Consider the following 26,133-nt stretch of genomic DNA (forward strand, 5'->3'; position numbering starts at 1 on the left):
TTACATGCGGAACAGACTTTTTTGACCTAGGCCTACTACCTCGCAACTTGGGTTATTTAATAAGAACCGAAAGGCGAGTAGCCTTGAAAGCTCGACGCTACGTGCAGGTACTCGACTATGTGGCGGCTTCCCGCGTACACGTCTCTTATTCACCTCTACCACGCCTTACGCTATGTCAGCTACCAATCAACTTCTCTCCGCTCTTCCCTCCTCTCCTTCTTCCGGTATCAAAACTTTGGCTCGTTTCGGATTTGCGGCCAAAGGCACCGTTTACGTGTTGATGGGCGTATTGGCCCTGTTAGCCGCGACCGGGCAGCAAGGCGGGCAAACTGCCGACAAGAAACAAGCCGTGCAAACCTTGCAGGAGCTGCCCGGCGGTTCAGTACTGCTGGGGCTGATAGCCTTCGGGCTGTTAGGCTATATTATTTGGCGCTTCACGCAAGCCCTGATGGACACTGAAAGCAAGGGTTCCGACGCGAAAGGCGTTGGCCGACGCTTGGCCTATGCCGGCAGCGGCCTGCTCTACGCCAGCGTAGCGTGGTACGCCGCACAATTAGCTTTCAGCGGTTCTGCTAGTGGCGGCTCCAACAGCCAGCAAACCCTTACGGCCAAAGTGCTAAGCTGGCCCGGCGGCAACTGGATTATCATCGGTGTAGGCTTGGCCATCATCGGCAGTGGCATCTACCAGATTTACCAAGCGTACTCCGGCAAGTTTCACAAGCACATTAGTGCCAGCGACCTGCCCGCCAACCAGCAGCAAGTGGTATACCGGACGGGCCAAGTAGGTTACACCGCGCGGGGCTTGGTGATGGGCCTTATCGGCTACTTCTTTGTGCAAGCCGGCCTTCAGTCACGCGCCTCCGCAGTGGGCACTACCGATGCAGCTTTTGACCTACTGGCGACGATGGGGCCGGCGATATTAGGCATAGTGGCGCTGGGGCTGATGGCTTATGGCCTCTACATGCTGGTACAGGCTCGCTACCCAGTGCTGAAAATTTGATTTGGGTCGCTTTAGAAGTTGTAGCACTGAGGAGTTGCCAGAGCGCATCACGCGCTGGCTTGCCCGCCCCGAGCAGCGCGCTCGTATTGCCGAGGCTGCCTTGCACCCTCGGCAACCATCTCTACACCTAGCAAATGCAAGAGTCACTCACCATAGCGGGGTTAGCCTAAACGTCGTTCGTTTTTTGCTTCGCAGTTCGGAAATTATAACCTCAGTCTGCGATGAATTGCCTCAGCTCGTGACGTAGTCGGCTATGTAATCGGCCAGATACGTGTAGCGCTCCGTAAGTTGGCCGCCGCGAGCAATGGTGGCACGCTCGGCTACATCGTCGTGCGTTTCATCGCCGAGCAGGTGGGGAAACACGTTGTCGAGAAGCTGGCGGCCGAAGTCCCGGCTGGCGTTGCGGGGCAGCTCGCAGGGCAGGTTATCGACGGCCATGATGGTAATGTTGGAAGGCCGCGAGTACGCCGGCTCCAGCTCTCCGGTTTGGCAGTTGTAGTCGAAGGCGGGTTCCAGGATGCTGCTGCTGCGCTTGGTGGTCGGGATGGAGCCGTCCACATCGCAAGTCACGTCCGCAATGGTGTCGATGCGGAAGTCGGGGCGCTGCGTGTCGGCTTCCTCGAACAGCTTAGGCGCGGCGGGGTGCCAGTAGGCGCAGGCAATCAGCAGGTTGGTAACGGGCAGAAAGTTGTGAAACGTGGACTCGTACTCGTGCGGGTTGCGGTGGAAGTCCGGCGTGTCCCACACCCGGCCGTCGCGGCGGCGGTTGTAGTCGGAGCTGCGCAGCTGGGTATACACTGGCTCATTGAAGTCGAGGTAGAGGTAGTCGTAGACGCTTACCCGGCGGATGCCCATCAAGTCGAGCACCTCCACGGCCCCCTGCGCCACCCGGCCGGAACCCGTGACGGCCATCTTGATGGGCGGCAGCTTCTTCACCTTGAAAAACTCTTCCTGCATGTCTTCCATGTCCACGCACTGGTAGGCCGGCTTCAGGTCGTAGAGTCCGTGTTTGCGGCCGTAGGTCAGCAGCCCATTGTAAGCTCCCACGATACCAGCCCAGCGCCCAAACGCCACAATTCGCTCCCCGCCTTCGCGGTTGGTGAGCATTTCGTAGTCGATGAGCGTGATATTGTTGGCCAGCACCTGCCGCAGCAACTCCCGGTTGGCGGGCTGCTTTTTCACGGTGTGGGAGAAGAAGAGGTAGGTTTTGTTGGGAATGAGCTGGCTGATGGGCACTTCCTTCACGCCCAGGAGGATGTCGCAGTCAGCTACGTCGGAGCGCACTTCTATGCCTAAGTCGCGGTACTCTTGGTCGGTGAAGCAGCGGATGGGACTTTCTTGCACCACTATCCGCAGGCCGGGGTATTGGGCCTGCGCTTCGGCGCATTTTTTGGGGGTGAGGGGCACGCGCTTATCGGGCGGGGTTTTGCCTTCGCAGATAAGGCCGATGGAAACGGAGCGCATACGGATACGAGAGGGTAGGAAGCTGGAGAGGACGGTGGCAAAACTACACTTCTGCTGGCAATGCGGGAGAGGTTTTCGCCTTACCTTTGTTACAGGTTTGGTCGCTTCGGCGGCCGGTTCTTCTCGCCACTCCTACCCATCTCCTTATGTTGCTTACTCCCAAGCCCGCCGACGTGTTCGTGGACCGTCATAACGGTCCCGATTCCGCCGCCGTGGCCGACATGCTCCGCACGATTGGCGTGGAGTCGCTGGACCAGCTCATCGACGAAACCGTGCCGGCTGCCATCCGCTTGAAAAAGCCGCTGAATCTGCCCGCTGCCCTCACGGAGCGGGCTTTTCTGGCGAAGTTCAAGAAGATTGCCGCCAAGAACCGCCTGTTCAAAAACTACATCGGCCTGGGCTATCACGACACCCAGCTGCCCGCCGTTATTCAGCGCAACATCCTCGAAAATCCCGGCTGGTACACCGCCTACACGCCCTACCAGGCCGAAATTGCCCAGGGCCGCCTCGAAGCCCTCATCAATTATCAGACGATGGTGATGGAACTGACCGGCCTCGAAATCGCCAATGCTTCGTTGCTCGATGAAGGCACGGCGGCCGCTGAGGTGCTGCACATGTTCCACTCCCAGAGCAAGAAGAAAAACGCTACCCGCTTCTTTGTATCGGAGCAGGTGCTGCCCCAGACCATCGACGTACTGCGCACCCGCGCCACGCCGCTCGGCATTGAGCTGGTAGTGGGCGACCACCGCACCACTGACCTCACCGACGAGGCCCTGTTCGGCGCCATGCTGCAATACCCCGCCGCCGATGGCGCCGTGCACGACTACACCGACTTCATCGCGCAAGCCCACACCAACGGCCTGTTCGTGAGCGTAGCCGCCGATTTGCTGTCCCTGACGCTACTCACGCCGCCCGGCGAAATGGGCGCCGATGCCGTGGTGGGCAACTCGCAGCGTTTCGGCGTGCCGATGGGCTACGGCGGCCCGCACGCTGGTTTTCTAGCCACCAAAGACGCCTTCAAGCGCGTAATTCCCGGCCGTATCATCGGCCAGAGCATCGACGCGGCCGGCAACAAAGCCTACCGCATGGCGCTGCAAACCCGCGAGCAGCACATCCGCCGCGAAAAAGCCACGAGCAACATCTGCACGGCGCAGGTGCTGCTGTCAGTGCTGGCCGGCATGTACGCTGTGTACCACGGGCCGCAGGGCATTCGGCAGGTAGCTGCCAACGTGCACTCCCTGACCCAGACGCTAGCCGGCGCACTCACGGACCTCGGCCTCGACCAGCGCAACGAGTTCTATTTCGATACGCTGGACATCAAACTGGAAAGCGCCGAGCTGCAAACCGCCATCCGGCAGGAAGCCGAAGCAGCGGGCATCAACTTTCGCTACTTCGAAGAGCACGGCACGCCGCGCGTAGGCATCTCCCTGCACCAGAACACCGAAATCGAAGACGTAGCCGACATCGTAGCCGTGTTTGCCAAGGTGCTGGGCAAGGAGACGAAGTTGGTGGCGCTGCCCGTTGAGGTGTCGGTGAACTGGCCGGAGAGCCTGATTCGGACCAGCGAGTACCTAACCCACCCCATCTTCAACTCGCACCACTCCGAGCACGAGATGCTGCGCTACATGAAGCAGCTCGAAAACAAGGACCTGAGCCTGGCACACTCCATGATTCCGCTGGGTTCGTGTACTATGAAGCTCAACGCCACCGCCGAAATGATTCCAGTGACGTGGCCGGAAATTGGTGGCCTGCACCCCTTCGCGCCGCGTGAGCAGGTGCAGGGATACACTCAGATCTTCCAGGACCTGGAAGCGTGGCTGTGCGAGGTGACTGGCTTCGCGGCCGTGAGCCTGCAACCCAACTCGGGCGCCCAGGGCGAGTACGCCGGCCTGCTGGCCATCAAAGGCTACCACGATGCCCGCGGCGACCAGCACCGCAACGTGGCCCTGATTCCGGCTTCGGCCCACGGCACCAACCCCGCTTCGGCCGTTATGGCTGGGATGCAGGTGGTCGTGGTGAAAAGCACTGAGGAAGGCAACATCGACGTGGAAGACCTCAAGGCCAAAGCCGCCCAGTACGCCGACAAGCTGAGCTGCCTCATGGTAACCTACCCGAGCACGCACGGTGTGTACGAGGAAACCATTATCGACATCTGCGAGACCATTCACCGACACGGCGGCCGCGTGTACATGGACGGCGCCAACATGAACGCCCAGGTCGGCCTCACCTCGCCCGCCACCATCGGGGCCGACGTGTGCCACCTCAACCTGCACAAAACCTTCTGCATCCCGCACGGCGGCGGCGGGCCCGGCGTGGGCCCCATCGGCGTAGTGGCCGATCTGGCGCCCTATCTGTCGGGCCACGTGCTGGTAGATGCCGACGGCCGCACGGCGGGCGCGGTATCGGCGGCGCCCTGGGGCTCGGCCAGCATTCTGCCCATCTCCTACGCCTACATCAACATGATGGGCGGCGAAGGGCTGACGCAGGCCACGCGCATTGCCATTCTCAACGCCAACTACATCAAGGCCCGCCTGGAGGAGCACTACCCGGTGCTGTATACGGGCGCCAACGGCCGTTGCGCCCACGAGATGATTTTGGACTGCCGCCAGTTCAAGAAAGCCGGTATTGAGGTGGAGGACATTGCCAAGCGCCTGATGGACTATGGTTTCCACGCGCCCACTGTGAGCTTCCCGGTAGCGGGTACGTTGATGGTGGAGCCCACGGAGTCGGAGAGCAAGGAGGAGCTGGACCGCTTTATCGAGGCCATGATTGGCATCCGCAAGGAAATAGCCGAGGTAGAAGCCGGCCGCGCCGATGCCAAGGACAACGTGCTCAAGCACGCTCCGCACACGGCCGCTACCGTACTCGCCCACGAATGGACGCGCCCTTACTCCCGCGAGCAGGCCGTGTACCCCACCGAGTACGCCCGCGCCCACAAGTTCTGGCCTTCCGTGTCGCGCATCGACTCCGCTTACGGCGACCGGAACCTCATCTGCTCCTGCACCCCCATCGAGCAGTACGTGGACGCCGAGGAGCAGCTAGTCTCCACCGACAAAGGCCCTTCTTATTGATGTGCTGATTGTTTGATGTGCTGATGTGCTGATTTTCAGGTGCTGGCACACCGAGAAACAAAAAAGGCTTGCGCAGATTGCGCAAGCCTTTTTTGTTTCTCGGTGCCTTTGGAAGAAGTATCCGTTTGCTCAAGTGAACCAGCTCAGCCGTGCATTGCCAATCAGCACATGAGCACATCAATCAATCAACACATCAAATCCTATTGCTGGCCGAAGCAGCTCCGGTACATGTAGCCGTTGAGCACTTGGCCGTCTTTGGTGACGCGGGCCTTCACGAAATACGCGTCGACCGTATCCATCACCTGCACTTCCGTTTCGGCCCCGAGGCTAGTGAGCTTGGCCGATTGCTTGGTCATGCCATCGTACAGAATGCATTCGACGATGGTGTTGTGCGCTTGGGGTGTGATGCCGGTGCGGGCACTCCGCCCGTCTTCTTTGGCGGCCGTGCAGGCCGCCAAACTCAACAAGCTCAGAAGAAAAAGTACGATTCGGGTCATAGCAAGGAATTAGGGTCGGGGAAGATAAATAGATTCCCCAGCGAAAGAGCATTTTCCTGGAATAATTTTAATTGGATAGTCGCTCCTTGGCGCAATCGGGAACGTTGGGCGAGAGGAAAATGTTGGGGTAACAGACAGCAAAAAGCCGGCTTACGCTACGTGCAGACTGGTTTTAGACGCTGACCCTTCTACTTCATCAGATTCCAACATGAATAGTCTCACCCGCTTTTTTGCTCGTCCGGCTTTACTGCTGGCCACGGGCGTGGCGCTACTTTTTGGCATGTCCGGTTGCGCCACCTCTTCCCGCGTTGGCGTCACTTCTGACTTCGACCACTCTGTTAACTTCCGGTCCTTTAAAACGTGGGCCTGGTATCCGGAGCAACCCACCGATACCGAAGGTGGCCCGGCGCAAGGCTACGAGTCTTTCCTGGATAAGCGCATTCGGACGGCAGTCGAGCGTGAAATGACTGCCAAGGGCTTCACGAAGGCCGACAAAGCTCCCGACGTGTATGTGGCGTACAGCGCCAAGGTTGAGGACAAGCAACGCAGCAACGCTGGTGCTTACGGCCCCTACGGCTATCCGTACTGGTACGGTGGCTACTATGGCCGCGGCTTCAACCAACCAGTGGTCGACTACAAAGCCGGCACTGTCATCATCGACATCATCGATGCCCGCCGCAAGCAATTGGCGTGGCGCGGGTTCGGACAGGCCCAGGTGGATCAGCAAACAATTTCGGAGCCCGAAGTGGTCCGCATTGTGGGTAGCGTGCTAGGCAACTATCCGCCCACCGACAACCAAGCTCGCCGCTAACTACCGATAAGTGTCAATAAGAAAGCCCTTCCAGAAATTCTGGAGGGGCTTTTTATATGCAAATGAAGCAGCTTACGGTTTAAGTCAGCTATGAGCTGTTTCAACTCACCACCAGCCCGCCTCAATGGTAGGTTCTACCTTAGGGCGCACGGCAGGCTTCAACTGAATCACTGTTGCCGGCGAATTGGTTGGCAGCTTCATCACGGCGTCTTGGAGGCCGGCGTAGCTGCACGTTACTTCTACATTGGGCAAGGAGGCTGGGACATCCAACTCAAACTTGCCGCCCTCTGCCGTCACTACGAGCGTTGAGCTGCCGTTGAGCTGCACTACGGCTCCGGGCAATGGACCTCGCGGGCCTTTTACCAAGCCTTTAATGCGCACCGTTTCCTCGGTAGATGCAGTGGCAACTGACTGAGTTGCCTTGCTGGTTTTGGGGTCGGGAGGGCCTGGCCGTTCCGAGCAGAAGCCGTTTCTGCCTAAGAGGCAGACGGTAGTTAAGAGTAGTATGTAGGCGTGTTTCATGAGGGGTTATCGGAGGCGCGGGTAATGTAGTGCAAGTAAGTTAATATTGACCAATTTCTATTCAACGGACTCAATATTTATTAGATGATTTATAAATTTAATATAGGCTTTATTTGGGGGTGTTTTGTTTACCAAAACCGAGCTTCGCGCACCCGACTTCTCTTCTTGAGTCGCAAGCCCACCACTACTTCGTGGCTACCCGCGTTGTATTGAGCCAAGCTGGAAACGCCCAGATCATACGTGTAGTTCAGCGAGAGGTTATCGGTCAAATTGATGCCAAAAAGCGCGGTTGCCGACTGTAACGGTCGAACCGAAGCCCCAACCCACAGCAGGCGCTTGTACCGGAACTTGGCACTCACGTCGAGGGTGGGCGTAGAGGTGGTGGTATAACGCAGCAGCAGCGAAGGAACCATAGTCCACTCCCGGTTGAGCGGCACGCGCAGGCCACCCGTGAAGTAATAGTGGCGCTGCAAGACGTTGCGCTGGCTCTCGGTGCCATTCCGGTAGTATTCGAAGCCTAGCGGGGTGCCCAAAATTTGCGCGGCAGAGGCTCCCAGATAATAGTTGGGACTGTACAGCCACAAGCCCACGTTGGCATCGGGTACCATGGAAGCTTGGCCACCTTGCACCACTTCCTGGTCGTGGAAGCGGAGCTCATTACCGGCCACGGCAAACTGCTGCAAACCACCGGAAATGCCTAGTGCCATCCGCAGCTTGCGCGTCAGGGCGATGTTGTAGGCGTAGGAAGCGTACAAGCCCGAGCGGCGAGTAGGCCCCGTAACGTCGTTATACACCACGCCGCCCATGGCATGAAAACGCCGCCGCCGCTGCCGCATCGTGCGCCGGGTGGGTTTGCCCAGCGAGGAGTGGATGCTAGCGTAGAAGGTTGTGGGCGCTCCTTCCAACCCTACCCACTGAGAGCGGTGGCTGAACTTGACATCGATATTGTCTTCGGTGCCTGCCACGGCCGGATTGAGGAGGAAGTTGTTGTTCATGTACTGGCTGTAGAGCGCCTGTTGCTGCGCCTGCCCTGGCCGTGCCAGCCCCGCAAGCAGGACCAGCACGAGAAAGAATCGTAGAAATTGCTTCATGAGGAGATGCAACACAGAGGTGAAAGGTGAATGCACAATGGCTGGCTAGTACACGATGGTGAGAGGCCCAGTGTAGGTCCGGCCGTCGCCTAGCTTGATGACGTAGTAGTAAGTGCCTACCGGAGCCGGCTCGCCGTTGATGACGCCACGCCACTCAGTGGTAGGTCCGTAGCCGGCAGCGGAGTACACCTTGTTGCCCCAGCGGTTGAAGACCGTGATGTTGTTGCCGGCGAACGTGTCGATCCGGTCAATTTTCCAGGTGTCGTTGGTACCGTCGCCGTTGGGGCTGAAGGCGTTCGGAATGCGGATGGGCGGGCCCACCTTTACCGTCACCCTATCCTCGGACTCGCAGCCGTTTACGTTGGCTTTGATCGTGTACACCGTAGTGGTTCTGGGCGAAGCTACTGGCCGCAGAGGATCACCGCTAGCGAAGCTCAGCGACTGGGCCGGCGTCCATTCCACGGGGAACATGCCGTTGGCGGTTCCTTCCAATACCACGGATTCACCCTCCAAGATTTCTCTGTCGGGCCCGGCATTCACTTGGACCGGCGGCGTAATGATGGCCCGTACTTGGTTGGACACGACCACAGCGGGCTGCCCGCACGTGGTAGCCGTACGCACGCTCAGCGTCACAACCTGTCCGTCGCGCAGCGTGTTGCTGGTGAAGGTGGTATTCTGAGCTCCCGCAACGTTGGCACCATCCACCTGCCACTGGTAGACCGCGCCGGTGCCCAAGTCGCCGCTGCTGGCAACAGCAAACCGCACGGGTTGGCCGATACAAGTAGCACCCGAACTTGCGATGGTGACTTCCGGCGTCACGTTGGGCCGGATGTTGAGCGTCAACTCATTTGACAACACCACGGCCGGATTCGCGCAAGCCTCGCTGGAACGCAGCTGCAAACGTAGCCGGTCGCCATTGCGCAAGGTGGCCGACGAGAACGTGGCGCCCGTGCTGCCGGGGACTGCCGTCCCGTTGAGCAGCCACTGGTACTGCGGTGCCGAACCAGCCCCTATCACGTTGTCGATGTTGAAGCTGAGCACCGTGCCTTCGCAAGCCGGCCCGGTCGCAGTTGCCCGCACGGACAGAGTGGGCACTACGACTGGTGTGAGCGTAACGATAACGGTGGCAGTAGGGGTACCCGTGGCGCAAGAACCCGGGGTGGGCGTCATTTCCACGCGCACTTGGTCGTTGTTGGCCAAGGTAGAGCTAGTGAAAGTAGCGCTGGTGGCTGCCAGTATACTGTTGACGAACCACCGATACGTGGGAGCCGTGCCGCCGTTGGTCGGCGTGGGCGTGAACGTGAGGGTCGAGCCCGTGCACTGCGTAGCCGGCGCAGCCAAGGCTACGCTTGCCGTTTGCGTGGGTGTCACGGTCAGCGTCACCACGTTGGAAGATGAGGTAGCGCAGGCACCGGTGCCCGAAGTAGCCTGACGACGGAAGTAGGTAGTGACTGACACGGGGCCAGGTGTGTACGTAGCGCTGGTAGCGCCAGTAATAGCGGCCCAGGTAGTGTTATTTACTGACGACTCCCATTGGTACGTGTAAGTGCCTGTGCCACCACTAGCGGCCATCTCGTTGGTGAGTGCGGCTGGCGTACTGCTAGCGCAGAGGGTTTGGTCGACACCAATGCGGCCGGCTGCCACAGCGGGCAGTACGTTGATAGCCACAGCATTCGACGTTGAGGTGGCGCACGTACCGGTACCTGATGTCACTTGGCGACGGAAGTAGGTGGTAGTCGAAACCGAGCCGGGCGCATAAGTGGCGCTAGTAGCGCCGGCTATGGCCGCCCACGTCACGTTATTGCTCGACGACTCCCACTGGTACGCGTAAGTACCCGTGCCACCGCTTGCTACGCTGCCGTTGAGTACCGCAGGGGTGCTGCCCGCGCAGATGGTTTGGTCGGCACTGATAACACCGGCTGTTAAGGCGGGCAATACGGTGACGGCTACGGCATTAGAAGTAGCCCTAGCGCAGGTGCCCGTACCCGACGTTACCTGACGACGGAAGTACGTGGTGGCCGAAACTGCACCGGGAGTATATGAGGCGCCTGTAGCACCTGACACGGCCACCCAGGTCGTGTTGTTGACCGATGATTCCCACTGGTAGCTGTAGGTACCAGTGCCCCCACCCGCCGAGCTGCCGCTAAGTGTAATGGGTGTAGCACCTGAGCAAACCGTTTGGTCGGCGCTGATAACACCGGCCGTTAGAGTCGGGGCTATAGTCAGAGCTACCACGTTTGAGGTTGACGTAGCGCAGGTGCCCGTACCCGAAGTGGCTTGCCGACGGAAATACGTCGTTACTGATACTGGGCCAGGCGTATAGGTGGCTCCCGTGGCCCCCACGATGGGTGCCCAAGTGGCGCTGTTCACCGAGGACTCCCACTGGTACGTGTAAGTGCCCGTACCGCCGCTGGCTGGCATCTCGTTGGTGAAGGCGGACGGCGTGGCACCTGCGCATAGCGTTTGGTTGGTACCGATGCTACCAGCCGCTACAGCCGGCAGTACAGTTACCGTCACCACGTTGGAGGCAACTGTAGCGCACGTACCCGTACCCGACGTCACTTGACGACGGAAGTACGTGGTGGCTGTCACGGAACCTGGGGCGTAGGTGGGGCTGGTTGCGCCGGTGATGGCCGCCCAGGTTGTGTTATTGGGGGAGCTTTCCCACTGGTACGTGTAGGTGCCCGTGCCACCGCTAACTGGCGTGCCATCGAGCACGGCGGGCGTAGCACCCGAGCAGACTGTCTGGTCGGCACTGATAGTACCCGCGGTTAGGGCAGGCAGCACAGTAAGCGTCACTGTATTGGAGGCAACTGTAGCGCACGTGCCGGTCCCCGACGTCACTTGACGGCGGAAGTAGGTGGTAGCTGTTATTGGGCCGGGCGTGTAGGTACTGCTCGTAGCGCCGGTAATAGCGGCCCAAGTGGTCGAGTTTACCGACGACTCCCACTGATACGTGTACGTGCCGGTGCCACCACCCGCTGAGCTGCCGCTGAGCGCAGCCGGCGTGGCACCCGCGCAGAGGCTCTGGTCGGCACCGATGCTGCCCGCAGTCAGAGTTGGCAGTACAGTTAGCGTTACCACGTTGGAAGATGAAGTAGCGCAGGTGCCCGTACCCGAGGTAACCTGGCGGCGGAAGTAGGTGGTAGCCGACACCGAGCTGGGCGTATACGTGGCGCTGGTAGAGCCCGTAATAGCTGACCAAGTGGTGGAGTTCACTGACGATTCCCACTGGTAGGTATAAGTGCCCGTACCGCCACTGGCTGGCATCTCATTGGTTAGAGCAGCCGGCGTTACACCAGCACACAGCGTTTGGTTGGTACCGATGCTACCCGCTACAACGGCCGGTAGTACGGTCACCGCAACTACGTTAGAGGCAACGGTGGCGCACGTACCCGTACCCGACGTTGTCTGGCGACGGAAGTAGGTGGAAACCGTTACTGTACCCGGTGCATAAGTGGCATTTGTGGCGCCCGTAATGGCCGTCCACGTCATGTTATTGGGGGAGCTTTCCCACTGATACGTGTACGTACCCGTGCCGCCGCTGCTAGCAGTACCAGTCAAAGCAGCGGGCGCACTGCCTGCGCAGATCGTTTGGTCGGCGCTAATGGTGCCCGCCGCTAGGGCGGGCAGCACGGTCAGCGTCACTACGTTGGAGGCCACTGTGGCGCACGTACCCGTACCCGACGTCACTTGACGGCGGAAGTACGTAGTGGCCGAAACCGAGGCGGGGGTGTAATCGGCGGCAGTAGCCCCCGTTATAACCGTCCAGGTCATGTTATCGGTGGAGCTTTCCCACTGGTAGGTGTAGGTGCCGGTGCCACCGGTGGCCGGCATACTAGTCAAAGCAGCGGGCGTGGCCCCGGCGCATACCGTCTGGTCGGCACTAACGACACCCGCAGTCAGCGCCTGCGACACATTAAGGATAACGACAGTTGTGTACACCGGCTCGCAAGTACCGGATACAGCCCGGCGCCGGAAGTAAGTGGTAGCAGGTACCGGGCCCGGCGCGTAGGTGGCGCTGGTAGCACCCGTTACGGCAGTCCAGTTCGTATTATCTATCGATGTCTCCCACTGATACAGATACATACCTGTACCACCGCTGGCCGCCGTTTGGCTGGTGAAAGGAGTCGGTTGCTCGCCCGCGCACAGCGTCTGGTCCGTGCCGATGGTGCCCGCTGTTACGGCGGGCAATACGGTAATAGAGACTGGCGGGGAGGTGGTGCTGGCCGCCGTGCAACCCACTGGGGTGAGCTGTACCGTGTAGGTGCCCGCTGTGCTAGCCACGAATACGCTGTCGTTAAGTACCGCGCCCGCGCCGCTGCCGTTTACTACCGTAGTGCCATTGAACCAGGTATAGAGGAAGCCTGTGCGCGGGCCTGTGCGCAGGCGCACGGTAGCGCCGGCGCACAGCGGCGTGTCGCCGGTAACTCGGATGGTAACCGGGGCGGGGCTAATGGTTACGTTGCCCGAGAATTCTGAAGTGTTGCCGCCCACCGTAGCCGTGGCCGTGAGCTTAGCGCCGCAGGCGTTGAGGCCCAGTTGTTGAACGGAGGCCAAGCCGGCCAGCGGAATGCTGAAGCGGAAGCGATTGGTGTTGTCACTACCTTGGTCCAAGTCGTTGACTAAGCCCGAATACGCGCCGGTGCTGCCGTCAGCGTCCTCGGCACTGCCTTCGGTGCGGCTCACAACGTAAGTTTCGCCTTCGCCAAAGCCCGACGGATCGGCGGCAGCGACGAAGAACTCAACCAGCGCGCCGGGCCGGGCAAAGCCTTCCACGACCAGGTTGCCGTCGTTGATCGACGCCGTAGTTAGCACGGGGAAATTTACCAGGCCGTTGGCGCCGGCGTCGGGGTCTCCGGTGTCGTTCTTGCTCAAGTAAGGCGCAGTTCCCTTATTCTCGTCGTCAGTGCTGACCAGCAAGTCGATGCCGACCTGGTTGCTAGCGGCCGCGCCCGACAGGCTGGTTACCGAGCCGTTGCCAAGAATGGAATTGCGCGAGATAGTGTTTTCCGAGCTGCTGGCCTCCGCCAAAATCCCCGCGCCGTAGTTGTCGCGAAGGACGTTCTCACTCACCGTATTCGTGGCCCCGTAGAGCCGAATCCCGGCAATGTCCCCGTTGGCCCGGCCGTTGCCGAGAATAGTGTTGCCGGTGATAATGTTCTGACCCGCCGTTCTGTAGGAATCAATGCCGGCCGCGGCGTTGTCAATAACTAGGTTGCCCGTTACAATGGTGTTTGAGCTGAACTCAATGTCGATGCCATCGAGATTGAGGCTGCCGGTGCCGTTGCTGCGAATCTCGTTGTTGCGAATCACGGTACCGGTCGAACCGTCTTCCACCGCCACGCCTTTGCCGCCGACGTAGCCGATCAGATTGTTTTGCACAATGCTGGCCGTCGGGCCGGTGAGAGTACCGTTGCCTTTGCTAGTGAGGAGGCAGAGGTTGTTGCCTGCTCCGGTAGTCATAGTACTGGTGCTGAAATCGGCTTTGGTGGCGGACAGGCCCAAGAAATTAGCTTCGACAAGAAAGTTATTTACGTTGCCGATGCGCACGTTGGCATCGGTGCCGCGGTTGCCAATGTTACCGAAGCCTAGCACGGAGAGCCCGCGTATCGAGGTGCTGGCCGCTTGCACGTCCACGCCAATAGACAGGTTGGCGGCACCGTCCTGTATTTGCACTTCGGGTCGGTTGACTTGGCTTAAAGCCAGGTCGTCGGTCGGGCCGGTGATTTCGTCCACGCCATTGGCGCCGGTGCCCACGTTGCCGCCCGCGCCGAGCAGGCCAGTGTTGGTGTCGTCAACGTTGCTGCTCTGCGTGGTGCCATCCAAACTCGTATTAACGTCGGTGATGCTGGGCAGCGGAGTGGCCGGTGTGATAACGGCGACTCCGGTGGTAAGGCCCGATACCAAGCCGGCGCGCAAGCCAGGGTGGGCCATCCCGTCCGGAATCATGAACAAACTCACTTCCTTGCCCGCAGGTTTGCCTTGCTGAGCCAGGCCCACGTTGGTGAGGGCATTGCTGTTGATAATAAACTGGCGCAAAGAGCCCTGGCCGGCGTCGTTGGTGTTGACAATCAAGTCAAAGTTGAAGCCGAAGTCCGGGCCGGTTACCACGGCGCCCGCCGTGCTTATCGTTGCCGCTGCCAAGGCTTGTACCGTGGTAGTAGCCGTAGTCAGGCTGGCCAGGGTCTGGCTGCCGGCGTTGGCCGGCGCATCGGCTTTCTCCGGTGCCTCGCCCCCCACCCGGTCCGTCGTGCCGTTGTAGGTCGGCACCGGCAGCAGCCCGGCCACATAGCCCGGCCGCGAGGAGCTGACCGTGCCACTCACCACCCGCACCCTGTAGACGCCTACGCCGGGTTCGAATGCATAGCGGCCGGCGGCGTTGGTTGTAGTGCTGCTAACGAAGTCACCAGCCTCGGTGTAGAGTTCAACCGTGGCCCCGGGCCGGGGCACGCCGCCGCTGGCAGTCAAGCTGCGGCCGGCCCCGCCCCCGTAGTTCACGTCCTCGAACACAAACCCGGCCAGCTCAGCCGTAGCCACTACCGGCACATTGCCCGAAAATTCACTCGTGTTGCCCGCTAGCGTGGCCGTGGCCGTCAGGCGCGCGCCGGCCGCGCCTAGTGCCGCTTGTTGGGCGGCCGGCAAGCTGCTCAGCGGCACAGTGAAGGTGAAGCGGTTGGTGTTGTCTTGGCCCTGGCTCAAGCCATTGATCAGGCCCGGCCCGTAGCTGCCCGTGCCCGTGTCTGTGTCGGCGGCGCTGCCTTCCGCAAAAGTACCTATGTATGTTTGGCCCTCGCCAAAGCCCGAGGGGTCGGCGGCGGCCAGAAACAGCTCTACCGTGGAGCTAGGCCGCGCAAAGCCCGAAATAAACAGGTTAGCATTGCTGACCGTCGCCGTTTCCAGCACCGGGAAGTTGAGTAGGCCATTGGTGCCAATGTCCGTGTCACCCTCGTCATTCACGGTGACGCCGTTGGTAGCAGCAATTGTACTATTGTTCGCCGCCCGAAGCAAATCGATACCGAGGTGCTTGTCGCTGACCGTGGCCGAGCCGTTGTTGCTGATGGAATTCTGGCTGATGATGATGCTCAGTTCCGTGGACTGCTGCATGATGCCATCGCCTTCCCGCCCGTCGCGGATAACGTTGTGAACCACTGTGCCCACTCTAGGCCCCCCCACGTTGCCCGACTGCCAGAGCAGAATGCCGTTGCCTAGCGCCCCTAGCAGCGAGTTGTCGTCGATGAGCAGTCCGCTTAGCGCAGTGCCCGCATCCAGCAGGCGTATTTCCACGTAGTTGTCCAGCACTGCGCCCGTCACCGCCGACTTATCGAACAGATTATGACGCACCACCAGATCGGTGAATTTATCGCGCAGGTACAGGTTTTCGTTGTTCTGGGGTCCCGTGACGGCCAGCCCGCAGTTGCGGAACTCGTTGTTCTCAATGGTCAGCTGTTGGTGGTTGCTGGCATTAGCGGCGTCCGTTTCAATGGTTTTCTCGCGCATGAAGGCAAACACGTTGTTGCGGATGGCCGCGCTCGTGCTCAGGCCCATCAGCGAAATACCACGGTTGCCGCGGGCGTTGCCGGTGGGATCAGCCAGGCCCACCGCCGCCGAACCAAACACATTGCCTTCAATAAGTAAGCGGTTGGTAGTTGCGCCGCCGGTTTGCGTGGTCATTACTTCGCGGCTACTGAACCCCACCAGCGCCAGGCCGCGCAGCGTTACGTCGTCGGCTTCCACCGTCAGGCCCACCGGCACGTTGGTGCCATTCAGGCCGGGGCCTTGCAACTGCACCTCCGGCGCGGCCACTCCGGTCAGGCGGAATTCGTCGCCCGTAGCGGCCACGCCATCGGGTCCTACGCCCACTGCTGCCGTGCTGCCGCCGCTGTACTTCACGTCGCTGCCGCCGTTGGTCTGGCCAATATTGAACGACTGCGTACCGCCATCGAGACGGGTGAAAGCGCCAGTGATAGCAGGCAGGGCATTTACCGAGGCCAGATTAGGCACGTTGATAACGGCCACCCCGGCGGTGAGTTGGCTCACTAACCCCACCCGCTGGCCGGGGTGAGCTTGCCCATCAGGAATCATGAGGATGCTCGTCTCGCGCCCCACCGGCAGAGCACCGGCCGCACTGCTGCCACTCTGGGCCAGGCTGGCTTCGCCACCCAAGGCGTTGCTGTTCAGAATGAATTGGCGCAAAGAGCCCTGGCCGGTATCGTTGGTATTCACTACCACGTCGAAGCTGAAACCAAAATCTGCGCTGGCCAGGCCGGCAGTTACGAGTGCCACATTCTGCGGCACGGTCGTGGCCGTCGTCAGATCCGCCAAGGTCTGGCTGCCGGTGTTGGCTGGCGCGTCCACCTTCTGCGGCGCTTCGCCGCCCACGCGGTCGGTGGTGCCGTTGTAGGTTTGCACCGGCAGCAGCCCCGCCACCGAGCCCGGCCGCGAACTGCTCACCGTGCCGCTCACTACCCGCACCGTGTACGTCCCGGCGGGCGCACTGAACGCGTAGCGCCCCGCCGCGTCGGTCGTGGTGCTAGTGACGAAAGCCCCCGTGCTGTTGTACAGCTCCACCGTGGCACCCGGCCGGGGCACGCCGCCGCTGGCCGCCAGGCTGCGCCCGGCCCCGCCGCCGTAGTTCACATCTTCGAACACCACGCCCGCCAGCGGCACGCCCACTACCACGTTGCCGCTAAATTCGGAGGTGTTGTTGGCCAGTGTCGCCGTCGCCGTCAGCTGCACGCCCGCCATGCCCAAGGCGGCCTGTTGCGCGGCCGAGAGGCTGCTCAGGGCTACGCGGAAAGTGAATTTATTGGTGTTGTCCTGGCCTTGGGCCAAGCCGTTGATGGCGCCCGGACCGTAGCTGCCCGTGCCGGCGTCCGTGTCGGCACTGCTGCCTTCGGTGGCGCTGAGTAAGTAAAGCTGGCCTTCGCCGAAGCCGCTTGGGTCGGGGGCGGCGGTGTAGAGTTCGAGTAGTGCGCCAGGGCGGGCAAAGCCCTGCACTACCAGGTTGCCCCCCAGCACGGTAGCCGACGTGAGCACCGGGAAGTTGAGCAAGCCGTTGGTACCCGTATCGGTATCACCCGCGTCATTGAGCGTCACGCCGTCGCCTGCGTCAATGCCGGCCGGCGAAAGATCGAGGCCCAGGCCCGTGTTGGCGCTGAAGCTGTTTTGCGACAACACGTTGCCGGTAGCGCCCGTGCTAACCACGATTCCGTTGAGACGGTTGTTCGTGATGCGGTTTAGCGTAGCCTTGTTGTTATTACTCCAGAAGTGGATGCCCTGGCCTTCGGCGCCGCCAAAGCCGTTATTACTGATGGTGTTATTACGGACCGTATTGCTGCCCCCACGGCTCAAGTCGCCGTAGTTGTACGTGTCAACGCCTTCACAGCTGTTGCCCGTCAACAGGTTACCTACCACGGTCACGTTGCCGGATCGGTCGTTTATCTCAATGGCGTCCCCGTTGTTGGTGCTTTCCAGGCCGTTGCCCCGGATTTCGTTGTTGCGCACTACGTGGCCGCTCCCATTTTCGGCGATGGAGATACCCGCCGCACCAGCAAACCCGATCAGGTTCTGGCGCACTACCGCGTTTACTGCCTGCTTGAGCAGCACATTACTCTCCACTGTGCGTGCTCCCGCGCCAGGATCGGTGAACGACGTAGCGCTGGTTCCGAGCACGTTTCTTTCTATGAGCACCCCTTCGTTCACGGGATCAGCCAGCACGTTGGTATCGAAGCCATAGACACTCAGGCCACGCAGCGCGGTACGAGTAGCCCCGCCGCTAAGGTAGAAGCCGACCCCGCTACGGTTTCCGCGCACCTGTACTTCCGGGCCGTTGAGCTGCACCAGCACTGAATCCTGCACGCCTACCGTGCCACCCGTGCCCAGGGTCACGTTGTTGGTGTTGCCCACGTTGGCGGTTTGGGTGGTGCCATCTAGGCTGATGTTGGGGCTGACAACGCCAACGTACCCACCGGCCACCGTGATACTAGCTACGCCGTCCGAGTCGAGGCCACTAGCTGGCCCGCCTTGCGCCGTACCATCGAAGGGCCGGAAGCCGGGGCGCACATTACCTGCGGCAGTTGTGCCGCCGTTAGGCACCATAAAAATGCTGGTTTCCCGACCGGCTGGCAAGGTCTGCAACGCCCCGGTGTTGCTCAGTCGGTTTCCGCTTTGCGCCAGACTGCTCCGGTTGCCAAGGGCATTAGCGTTGAGAACGAACTGACGCAGCGAGCCTTGTCCTTCAAGGTTGGCATTGACAACAGTGGAGAAGTTGAAGCCGAAGTCTACGCCAGTGGCCCCACCGGTACCGGGCGTCACCGGCGCCACATTCTGCGGCACGGTCGTGGCCGTCGTCAGATCCGCCAAGGTCTGGCTGCCGGTGTTGGCTGGCGCGTCCACCTTCTGCGGCGCTTCGCCGCCCACGCGGTCGGTGGTGCCGTTGTAGGTTTGCACCGGCAGCAGCCCCGCCACCGAGCCCGGCCGCGAACTGCTCACCGTGCCGCTCACTACCCGCACCGTGTACGTCCCGGCGGGCGCACTGAACGCGTAGCGCCCCGCCGCGTCGGTCGTGGTGCTAGTGACGAAAGCCCCCGTGCTGTTGTACAGCTCCACCGTGGCACCCGGCCGGGGCACGCCGCCGCTGGCCGCCAGGCTGCGCCCGGCCCCGCCGCCGTAGTTCACATCTTCGAACACCACGCCCGCCAGCGGCACGCCCACTACCACGTTGCCGCTAAATTCGGAGGTGTTGTTGGCCAGTGTCGCCGTCGCCGTCAGTTTGGCGCTACCCGAGAGAGCAGCTAGCTGGCTTGCGCTCAGGCTGCTGAGCGGAATACCGAAGGTGAACTTGTTGGTGTTGTCCTGGCCTTGCACTAGGCCGTTGATGGCCCCCGGACCGTAGCTGCCCGTGCCCGCGTTCGTGTCGTCGGGGCCGCCTTCGGTGCGCGTGGCCAAGTAGGTTTGCCCTTCGCCGAAGCCGGTGGGGTCGGCCACGGCCAGGTATAGCTCTACCGTGGCGCCGGAGCCTACAAACCCCTGTACCAGCAGGTTGCCACCCGAAATGGTGGCCGACTCCAGCACCGGAAAGTTGAGCAGGCTGTTGCCGCCTGTGTCCGCATCTCCAGCGTCGTTTACGTCTACCCCGGTGCTGCCGCGAAGGTCAATGCCGATGCCCGTATTTCCGCCAAAAGCGTTTTGACTGATGACGTTGTTCTGGGCGCTGCCAAACACGGACACCCCAGCCGCGTCGTTGTCCGTGATGGTGTTGCGCAGCACTTGCGTGTTGGACCCCCCCGAAATCTGAATACCTTCCCCGTCGTTGTTGGCCGTTGCGTTGCGGCCGTTGCGCGTCAGAGTATTATCTCGCACTATGTTGCTGCCGTTGCTGTGGCGGGCGTCAATGCCGGTGTTCTGGTTTTCAATGATAAGGTTGGCCTGGCAGATGTTGCCACTACTGTTGCCCAGAAATTCCAGCCCATCAAGCCCCGCGTATTCCAGCGCGTTGCTCCTGATTTCGTTTTGGCGGATGATATTATCATTGGAGCCCGAGCTAAACAGCCACACGCCCGTGCCCCCGTTGAAGCCAATGAGGTTGTGGCGGTAGATGCCATTCTTGGCGCCATCCACGTAGATGCTGCTGCCTTGCGTACGCACCGCCGGATCGGTGAAGCTCGTGGCCGTGGCACCGAGCACGTTGCGCTCCAACAGAGCCCCGGTGTAGTTGGTAGCCAGGAAAATATTATTGTTGAAGCCGTAAATGCTGAAACCCCGTACCGTTACGTCATTGGCAAATACCCGGAATCCCGAGCCGCTACGCGTGCCGTGCAGCTCCACTTCCGGCCCGTTCACGCGAGTCAGTACAGAATCGGCCACGCCCACGGTGCCGCCCGTGCCCAGCACCAGCGGGTTCGTATCGCCAACGTTGCGCGTCTGGGTGGCGGCATCGAATACGGTGTTGGGGCCACTAACAAAATAACCGTCTCCCGCGCGGCTGATAACCGCCACGCCCTGCGCCGAGAGTTGGTTGACGAGGCCCGCGCGCAGACCCGCGTGGGCCTGCCCGTCGGGAATTATAAACAGGGTCGTCTCCTGGCCGGTCGGCTGGCCTTGCTGGGCTAGGCCCGCGTTGGAAAGAGCATTGGCATTGGCTGCAAACTGCGCCAATGAGCCTTGCCCATCGTAGTTGGTATTGGTAATGACATCGAAATTGAAGCCGAAATTCACCTCACTGGCCCCACTCACGCTAAGCGCTACTTGGGCTATGCTCTGGGCTATGGTGGTAGCGGTGGTTAGCCCGGCCAAGGTCTGGCTGCCGGTGTTAGCCGGCGCGTCCACCAGTTGCGGTGCTTCACCGCCCACGCGGTTCCCGTCGCCATTCACGAAGGTTTGCACGGGTAGCAGACCCGCCACGTAACCAGGGCGAGACGAAGTGACCGTACTGCTCACCACGCGCACCGTGTACGACCCGGCCGGCGCGCTGAACTCGTAGCGTCCCGCCGCATCGGTGGTCGTGGTGTTGATGAGTATGCCGGCGTTGTCATAAAGCTCCACCGTAGCATCGGCGCGCGGCACGCCACTGCTGGCGGCCAGACTGCGGCCGGCGCCGCCGCCATAGTTCACGTCTTCAAACACGATGCCCGTCAGCGGCACGCCCACCAGCACGTTGCCCGAAAACTCGGACGTGTTGTTGGCCAGCGTAGCCGTGGCCGTGAGCTTTACGGCGCCCGTCGTTAGTGCTGCTTGCTGTGCTGCGCTGAGCGAGCTAACAGGCACCACGTAACGGAAACGGTGCTGGTTGGTCTCTGTTCCTTGGAAGAAGCCGTTGATCAAAGCGCCTCCCTGACCGTACGAGCCAGTGGTATTATCGGTATCATTGGCATCGCCTTCGGTGCGCGTGAATAGCAGCAGGCTGCCCTGGCCGAAGTTGTTGGCGGTGGTGTTGCCCGTGGTTAGCGTGTTTGGCGTGGCGACAAACACTTCGAGTCGCGCACCGGCCGTGGCAAGGCCCGTTAGCGTCAGGTTGCCACCCACAATAGTGGCTGTCATGAGCACCGGGTAGTTGAGCAGGCCATTGCCGCCCGTATCCGCGTCGCCGTCGTCGTTGAACGTCACGTAGGGCGGCGTGCCGTTGCTGTAGTCATCGTTGGAGTTTTGCAAGTCGATACCCGCTGTACCCACGGGGCCTCCCCCGCTAATGCCAGCCACACCGCCGTTGCCAGCCATAAAGTTCTCGGAAATCAACGCCTCGACGGTGCTGGAGGCTTGCACGCCCGGCCCATAGTTATCGACGATAACGTTATGCACCACCTCGTTGCCAGGGCCTATGAGCAAAATGGCCCGGTTGGCTCCGGCCAAGGCCGAGCGAGCCGCCGAGCCCCGGCTATTACCGCGAATGGTGTTGTCGCGGATGCTGATGCCCCCATTACCGGCGTAATTATCGAAAGCGCCACCTACGTTGTCGGCAATTAGGTTGCCTACTAGCTTAAACCCCACCGACCGTGCCCCGGTGCTGGAAAGGTAGCCGTTGGCCTGGCCATTGCCACGCAGCTCGTTGTTTTGAATGAGGGTGATGTTGCGGCCGTTCCACACAGTCACCGCGCCGTCTTCGCCGTAGCCGATTAGGTTGTTGGTCACGGTGAGCGTAACGTTGCCAAACTGCCCGAAAATGTGCAGCCCATTGGTGCGGTTGCCGGGGCCGGGGTCAACGAAAGCCGTGGCGGGCGTACCAATCACGTTGCGGCTGACCACTAGGCCATTGCCATTGGCAATGAGGTCAGCCGAAAACGAGTCGTTGGCGCTGGCGCCGAAGCCATAAAGGGCCAGGCCATTCACCGTGCAGTCGTTGCCATTCAGCACTAGTCCCCGGCTAACCGTAAACGGAGACGCCGCGCGCAGCTGTACTTCCGGGCCTTGCACCCGGCTCAGCGGCAGGTTGTTGGTACCCACCGTACCACCCGTACCGAGCACCACGGCATTGGTGTTGCCTACGTTGAAGGTCTGCGTTTCGCCGCTGATGGTCGTGTTATCGTCCGCAATGTCAGGCAACTGCGTGGTAACTGTAATAAGAGCCACGCCATCGGCTGATAGTTGATTGACCAGGCCGGTTCGCAGCCCTAGATGGGGCTGCCCGTTTGAAATCATGAAAATGCTGGTTTCCTGGCCCGCGGGCAACGGCGTCGTCACGCCGGCCAACGAATAAACGCCTACTTGCGCCAGGCCCGCGTTCGTCAGGGCGTTGCTGTTGAGAATAAACTGGCGTAACGAGCCTTGACCCGCATTGTTGGTGTTGACGATGGTGGAGAAGTTGAAGCCAAAATCTATATCGCTGACTCCGTTCGCGCCTGTTGTTACGCTGGTTATATTTTGCGCTGTGGTAGATGGAGTGGTCAAACTGAACAGAGGCTGTCCGCCCATATTGGCCTCGGCGTCGACTTTTTCAGGAGCTTCGCCGCCTACGCGGGTAGCGCCTCCGGTGCCGTTAAAGGTTTGCACCGGCAGCAAGCCCGCCACCGACCCCGGCCGGGTAGAACGTACCGTGCTGCTTACCACACGCACCGTGTAGGTTCCGGCAGGCACGCCAAACTCGTACTGTCCCACAGTAGCCGCCGCAGTGGACGTTTGAGTGCCTGTTACGAAATTACCCGCCACATCATAGAGCTCAACTCTAGCGGCCGTGGTGGGGTCGCCGACGGTGCCCACGGGCCGCGCACCGGAAGTGGTCCGAAGCCGACCAGCTCCACCGCCATAGTTGACGTCCTCGAATACGGTGCCCGTGAGCGGAACGCCTAGCGTTACGCGGCCCGAAAATTCACTCGTGCGCCCGCCCAGCGTTCCGGTGGCCGTTAGCTGGCCGCTAGCGGCCAGCTCAGCCTGCTGAGCGGCCGTTAGGTCGCTCAATGGTAGCTGAAAGCGGAAGCGGTTTTGGTTGATTTCAGAGCCTTGAGCAAACCCATTGACCGCCGCTCCACCCAGCCCGTAGGAGCCGACAGTGGCATCCAAATCTTGCCCAGTGCCCTCATTACGGCTAAAAAGGAAAGTCTTGCCCTGGCCAAAGTTGTTGCCCGTCGTGCTACCCGAGATTAGGTTGTTGGGCTGGGGCACGAAGAACTCGACCTTAGTACCAGAGCTAGCGAACCCTGTGAGCGTGAGCGTACCACTCGCCACAGTTGCCGACTCCAGGACCGGCATATTGAGCGCGTCATTGCCGCCCGTGTCGGCGTCACCATCATCGTTGAACGTCACGTAGGGCGCGTTGCCCCCCAGTTCATCGTTGTCGCTGCTAGTCTGCAAGTCGATGCCGATTTCACCGGTTTCCCGGCCCATTACTTGGCCGTTGCCGGAAACACTATTCTGGCTCAGAACGATGCCGCCGCTTGAATTTGTCAGCCGGATTCCGGCGCCGATGTTGCTGCGGATAATATTTCGCGAAATAAACCAGTCGCTGGTGGCGCGCAGGTTGATGCCCGCCCGAGCCACGCCGAGCTGCCCGTTGCCCTCGATGGTGTTGTTGGTGACTACACAGCTGCCGCCCGAGCCATCGTAGTTGTTGATGCCGTTACCCCCACCATCGGCAAGGCGGTTGCCGGTGATGGTAATACCTTCGGCTCGCACGGCAATATTGTTTTGCAGGGGAAAGCCCGTATACAAGCCATTGTTTAGAAATTCGTTGTTGGTGATGGTGGCCCCCGTGCTACCGCCAATCACATATATCCCGTGGCCTTCGCCAAACCCAACCAGGTTGTTGCTCATCATCAACCCTGGTGAGTTGATTAACCCCATGTTGTCGGAAAATCCGCGGTTGCCAGGGCCGGGGTCGGTGCCGAAGCTGGTGGCACTGGGGGCCAGCACGTTTTGCCGCACCTCTGGGTTGGTGCAATCTCTGAATGAGATGAGGCCGTTGGCCCCGCCGTTGTTGTTGCCGCCCCCGAAGCCGTAGATGTTCAGGCCCATCACGTTGGCATTGGCCACGGCAAAGAAACGCAGCCCACCATCGATGGCAGAAGAACCCTCCAGCCGTACTTCTGGTCCGTTCAACCTGCTCAATGCCACGCCATCGACGCCCACCTTGCCGCCCGTACCTAGCAGCACGTCGTTGGTATTGCCCACATTGTAAGTTTGCGTCAGGCCGTTGATGACCACGTTTGCCCCCACGATATTGCCCAAATAGCTTTGCGCCACCACCACGGCTACACCTTGCAGCGAGAGTTGGTTGACTAACCCGGCACGCAAGCCAGGATGCGCTTGTCCATCCGAAATCATGAAGATGCTTGTCTCGCGTCCGGTGGGCAAAGCCACTGCAGGAGCCGTGCCGCCCACCGCCAAATCGATTTGGTTGGCGTAACGGCCGTCCTGGGCAAGGCTGGCCTCATCACCTAGCGCGTTACTATTGGCAATAAATTGGCGTAGCGAGCCTTGGCCGACATCGTTGGTATTCACTACCACATCGAAGTTGAAGCCGAAATCTATTCCCGACGCGCCTCCTGCACTTACTGTCACCACCGCCTGGCTTTGGGCAATGGTTGTGGTCGTATTCAATACTAACAAGGTGGTGCCACTCCCCCCGGCTGGTGCGTCCACTTTTTCGGGCGCCTCACCGCCTACATGGTCCACGGTTCCGTTGAAGGTTTGCACGCCCAACAAGCCGGGTACGTACCCCGGCCGCGTGCTGCGCACCGACGAGTTGACTACTCGTATCGTGTACGTCTCGCCCGAATTACCACTAAACGTGTATTCACCGTTGACGTTGGTGACTGTGTTTTCAACGTAGAGTCCAGTGTTGTCGTACAGCTCAACCGTAGCGCCGGCGATGCCAGCGGTACCCGTGGTAGCCAGTGGCCGTCCTGCTCCCCCACCATAGTTGGGGTCCTCGAAAACTGTTCCGCTCAGCTGCACTACGGCTAGTGTAGAAGCAGCCTGCGCCGAAGCTCGGCGGCTTGCTTTGGTTCTCTTAGGGCTGTTAGAAACGCTTAAGGTTTCCGCGCCTTTAGCAACCTCCGCTGGCCAAGCTCCTCTGAATAGAGCAGGAAGTTGAAAAGGCTCTCCCCAAGCGAAGAGCGTAACCAGAGTGCATACAGTTATTACAGCGAGTATAAGTCGAATCATATTGGGAAATTTCGGGTTTGTAGGGACGTGTGTGCAGCGCGTGAGGACTAAAAGGACGTGAGCATATTGGTTGGCTTTGAGGTCAGAACGCACCAATAGCAGTAGCAAATTTAGTTTATATATCTGCTTGCTTAAAATCTTAATTATTAATATTTAATTAAATATTATAACTATATTCTGAGCACTGAAAATACATTATAAAATTTAGATAAGAAGGTATCTAACGCCGACGAAGCGTAGGTAATTGACGACGAACAAAATGCTAGTTGAAGGGAAAATCGATATTGTTTTCCTTATACATCAAGCTGGCAACTAGCAGGGCATTGTAATTTCCATTTTTAGGAAAGTAAGCAGCCTCATCTTGACTCAAGATGCAACCCAACTGAGCCTGGAGCTACGAGCCTAAACGCTCAGTTGCACGACTATTCCAAGTATGAAACGCTCTTAGTTTCTGGCCTATTTATATGGCCTGAGCAGTTATACGCCCCACCAACTCCGCCCTCGACAACCAAGGCAGCGCCGTAGCCGCCGTGCGATGACCTAACTGGCGCCCTGCGTAGTGTTACCACGCCTGATCTAG

Annotated in this window: 8 protein-coding genes; 3 read left to right on the top strand and 5 right to left on the bottom strand. The window is 60.2% G+C overall.

Annotation, left to right across the window (positions count from 1 at the left end; genetic code table 11):
- Positions 1-172 precede the first annotated feature (172 nt).
- Positions 173-1,000 carry a DUF1206 domain-containing protein gene (locus tag ACYSMN_RS17765; RefSeq protein ID WP_488925262.1) on the top strand — a complete coding sequence of 276 codons (828 nt, stop codon included), beginning with the start codon at positions 173-175 and terminating at the stop codon, positions 998-1,000.
- 231 nt (positions 1,001-1,231) lie between these two features.
- On the opposite strand, the gene ACYSMN_RS17770 is transcribed toward ACYSMN_RS17765, so the two are convergent.
- Positions 1,232-2,464, bottom strand: a complete 1,233-nt coding sequence (locus ACYSMN_RS17770) for an NAD(P)-dependent oxidoreductase (RefSeq protein ID WP_488925263.1) — start codon at positions 2,462-2,464, stop codon at positions 1,232-1,234.
- Positions 2,465-2,610: 146 nt separating this feature from the next.
- Between ACYSMN_RS17770 and gcvP the strand changes: the two genes are divergently transcribed.
- Positions 2,611-5,535, top strand: a complete 2,925-nt coding sequence (gene gcvP, locus ACYSMN_RS17775; protein WP_488925264.1) for an aminomethyl-transferring glycine dehydrogenase — start codon at positions 2,611-2,613, stop codon at positions 5,533-5,535.
- Between the two features lie 200 nt (positions 5,536-5,735).
- On the opposite strand, the gene ACYSMN_RS17780 is transcribed toward gcvP, so the two are convergent.
- Positions 5,736-6,032 (bottom strand): hypothetical protein, encoded by a 297-nt coding sequence (locus ACYSMN_RS17780; protein ID WP_488925265.1) that lies wholly within the window; start codon positions 6,030-6,032, stop codon positions 5,736-5,738.
- Between the two features lie 208 nt (positions 6,033-6,240).
- Between ACYSMN_RS17780 and ACYSMN_RS17785 the strand changes: the two genes are divergently transcribed.
- A complete protein-coding gene (locus ACYSMN_RS17785) occupies positions 6,241-6,843 on the top strand; it encodes a DUF4136 domain-containing protein (RefSeq protein WP_488925266.1) in 603 nt (200 codons plus the stop codon).
- Positions 6,844-6,948: 105 nt separating this feature from the next.
- On the opposite strand, the gene ACYSMN_RS17790 is transcribed toward ACYSMN_RS17785, so the two are convergent.
- The 3 genes from ACYSMN_RS17790 to ACYSMN_RS17800 form a co-directional block, all read right to left on the bottom strand.
- On the bottom strand, positions 6,949-7,365 hold the full coding sequence (locus ACYSMN_RS17790) for a hypothetical protein (RefSeq protein WP_488925267.1): 417 nt from the start codon (positions 7,363-7,365) through the stop codon (positions 6,949-6,951).
- A 128-nt stretch (positions 7,366-7,493) separates the two neighbouring features.
- The gene (locus ACYSMN_RS17795; RefSeq protein ID WP_488925268.1) at positions 7,494-8,456 is read right to left on the bottom strand and encodes a PorP/SprF family type IX secretion system membrane protein; all 963 of its coding nucleotides are present in this window, start codon (positions 8,454-8,456) and stop codon (positions 7,494-7,496) included.
- A 45-nt stretch (positions 8,457-8,501) separates the two neighbouring features.
- Positions 8,502-25,343, bottom strand: coding sequence for a DUF8696 domain-containing protein (locus tag ACYSMN_RS17800; RefSeq protein ID WP_488925269.1), 16,842 nt, complete (start codon positions 25,341-25,343; stop codon positions 8,502-8,504).
- Positions 25,344-26,133 lie beyond the last annotated feature (790 nt).

The sequence above is a fragment of the Hymenobacter sp. M1-2 genome, from assembly GCF_057808495.1.

Excerpts from the sequence above, each read along its gene's own strand:
- ACYSMN_RS17765 (WP_488925262.1), top strand. The coding sequence starts at position 173 with ATGTCAGCTACCAATCAACTTCTCTCCGCTCTTCCCTCCTCTCCTTCT.
- ACYSMN_RS17770 (WP_488925263.1), bottom strand. The coding sequence starts at position 2,464 with ATGCGCTCCGTTTCCATCGGCCTTATCTGCGAAGGCAAAACCCCGCCC.
- gcvP (WP_488925264.1), top strand. The coding sequence starts at position 2,611 with ATGTTGCTTACTCCCAAGCCCGCCGACGTGTTCGTGGACCGTCATAAC.
- ACYSMN_RS17780 (WP_488925265.1), bottom strand. The coding sequence starts at position 6,032 with ATGACCCGAATCGTACTTTTTCTTCTGAGCTTGTTGAGTTTGGCGGCC.
- ACYSMN_RS17785 (WP_488925266.1), top strand. The coding sequence starts at position 6,241 with ATGAATAGTCTCACCCGCTTTTTTGCTCGTCCGGCTTTACTGCTGGCC.
- ACYSMN_RS17790 (WP_488925267.1), bottom strand. The coding sequence starts at position 7,365 with ATGAAACACGCCTACATACTACTCTTAACTACCGTCTGCCTCTTAGGC.
- ACYSMN_RS17795 (WP_488925268.1), bottom strand. The coding sequence starts at position 8,456 with ATGAAGCAATTTCTACGATTCTTTCTCGTGCTGGTCCTGCTTGCGGGG.